Raw genomic sequence first — 2,028 nt, 5'->3', positions numbered from 1 at the left:
CCCCCGCGAAGCCACCCTCCACCTCGACCTGCCCGCCCTCGGCCTGCCCGACGACCCCACCCACCCGTTCACCGTCACCGACCAACTCGACGGCGCCACCTACACCTGGACCAGGTCCAACTACGTCCGCCTCGACCCGCGCACCAAGCCCGCCCACATCCTCACGTTCGAGCGGAACGAGGGACGTGGGCGGGCCGATGGTGACGACGCCGCGGTCAGGCCGGTTCGGCGCCGCTGAGCAGGCGCTCCTCGATGGACCGGCAGCCGGTGAACACCGACCCGAGGCCTTCCCGGTCGATGATCTCGCGGAGCCTGGCGGGCAGCGCCGGCAGCGCGAGGCAGCCGCCCTCGGCGGCCACCCGCCAGCGGATGCCGAGCAGGATCGGCAGCGGGTCGCAGCGGACGCCGAGCCGGTCGTGCATCCGCACCATCAGATGCCGCAGGTTCCCCTCGACCAGCGTCGTCAGGGTCTCCCCGAGCCGCAGCACGGTGGCCTCGTCCAGCATGCCGGACAGGTCCACCACGGTGTGGTCGCCGTCGCCGGCCGCCGTCGTGGTGATCGTCAGCTCGGACGGCGCGGGCGGCGTCGGGGTGAGCCCGGCGTCCCCCGGGTGCAGGGCGCGGATCGCGTCGAGCACGTGCGTGGTGTCGACCTCCCCGCCGGCCCCGGCCGGGACGGGCGCGGACGTCGCCGACGCCACGTCCGCGAACACCGGGACGAGCCGCGCGAGCCCCGTCAGGTGCAGCGCCCTGCGCACATGGGCGGACAGGGCGGGCACCACGGCCCGCAGCGTGCAGCCGAGCAGCCGCGCCCGGGTCTCGGCGCGGGCCAGCAGGACCAGCCCGGCCGCGTCCAGCAGAACCGCGTCACCGAAGTCGACGACGACTCCCCCGCGCCGCGCCCCGGGCGGGCCGGCGCAGGCGAGCGACAGCGCCCTGCTCACCCCCTCCCGGATCCCCGCGTAGTTCTGCCAGCTGATCTGCGCGGGCAGGCCGAGCACGATGAATCCTCGCCGGGTCTCGATGCTCAGCCCCGGCATGGTCGTGTCCTTCATCTGTCACATCCCGATCGGGGTAGGAGCGGCCGCGCGGGCGCGCCGGGGCGGAGCGGTGAGGCGGCCCGGCGGCCGGGTCGCCGGCCGTACGTCCGGGTACGGCGGACGGGCGCCGCGCACGACGCCCGTCAGCCGGGACGCCGCGAGGCGCTCGATGGTCCGCTCCTCGGGCCGCACCCCGAGATGGGTGCAGCAGCACCACAGGTCGTCCACGCAGCGGCGCACGCGCTCCACCGGTATGTCGGCGAAGCGGACGCGCAGCCGCGCCACGAGCTCATCGCGCGTCGGTACGACCGATGGCGACTTCTCCCAGCGCTCCACTGTCCCTCCGATCGCTTTGGACGGACGTATTCCGCCCGAACCGAACAGAACCCGCCGCGCGGCGGGTTCTGAGCTTGGAAATGACCTACCCGAGGGTTGCGACAGAAAAAGCGACGAACCTAAAAACACGGACATGACACAACCTTCCCCCGGCAAGTATTCGCGGGCACCGGCGCCAGCGGACGGGCCGCGAATGGCCGTGTTTTCACCACCGCTTTCCCGGCGCCTGGCGCGTGCAGATCACCGGTACCGAACCTTTTACGGATGCTTGCCCGGCCCGCACGTCCCCGGCGCGCGCCGCGGGAATTGCTGATCTAGATGTCTCCAACACACCCGGGGTGACCCATGCACGGCCAGCCGAAGAACACCGCCCGCTCGTCCGACGAGGTCACCGCACCGCCGGCCGGCACCGCGCCGCTGCCGGACGCTCCGCCGCCCGCCGCCGGACCCGCGGACGGACCTGCGACGGGGCCCGCCACGGGGCCGGTCCCCGACCCCTTCGACGAGAAGGCGCCGCGCACGCCGCACTGGTTCAAGACGGCGGTGTTCTACGAGGTGTCGGTCCGCGGGTTCGCCGACAGCAACAACGACGGCTACGGCGACCTGCGCGGCCTGATCTCCAAACTCGACCACCTGCAATGGCTCGGCGTCG

3 protein-coding genes and 1 pseudogene are annotated in these 2,028 nt (G+C 73.1%); 2 read left to right on the top strand and 2 right to left on the bottom strand.

Features of this window, described 5'->3' with window-relative positions; translation table 11 throughout:
- Nucleotides 1–238: hypothetical protein (locus ABGB11_RS42275; protein ID WP_347641340.1), on the top strand; the 238-nt coding region annotated here is incomplete at its 5' end.
- Here the strand turns inward: ABGB11_RS42275 and ABGB11_RS42270 are convergent.
- Together ABGB11_RS42270 and ABGB11_RS42265 are read right to left on the bottom strand one after the other, a co-directional pair.
- Nucleotides 216–1,055: an STAS domain-containing protein gene (locus ABGB11_RS42270; RefSeq protein WP_347641338.1), complete on the bottom strand. Its 840-nt coding sequence runs from the start codon at nucleotides 1,053–1,055 to the stop codon at nucleotides 216–218. The genes ABGB11_RS42275 and ABGB11_RS42270 overlap by 23 nt on opposite strands.
- 3 nt (nucleotides 1,056–1,058) lie before the next feature.
- Complete coding sequence (locus tag ABGB11_RS42265) at nucleotides 1,059–1,376, bottom strand: hypothetical protein (RefSeq protein WP_347641336.1); 318 nt, start codon at nucleotides 1,374–1,376, stop codon at nucleotides 1,059–1,061.
- 345 nt (nucleotides 1,377–1,721) lie between these two features.
- Between ABGB11_RS42265 and ABGB11_RS42260 the strand changes: the two are divergent.
- Nucleotides 1,722–2,028: pseudogene (locus ABGB11_RS42260) on the top strand (hypothetical protein); the annotation flags it as partial.

It is taken from the genome of Actinomadura sp. B10D3 (assembly GCF_039871695.1).
Lineage (GTDB): Bacteria > Actinomycetota > Actinomycetes > Streptosporangiales > Streptosporangiaceae > Spirillospora > Spirillospora madurae.
The sequence above is the reverse complement of the archived record's forward strand: the minus strand, read 5'-3'. Positions and strand labels throughout refer to the sequence as shown.

Excerpts from the sequence above, each read along its gene's own strand:
- ABGB11_RS42270 (WP_347641338.1), bottom strand. The coding sequence starts at position 1,055 with ATGAAGGACACGACCATGCCGGGGCTGAGCATCGAGACCCGGCGAGGA.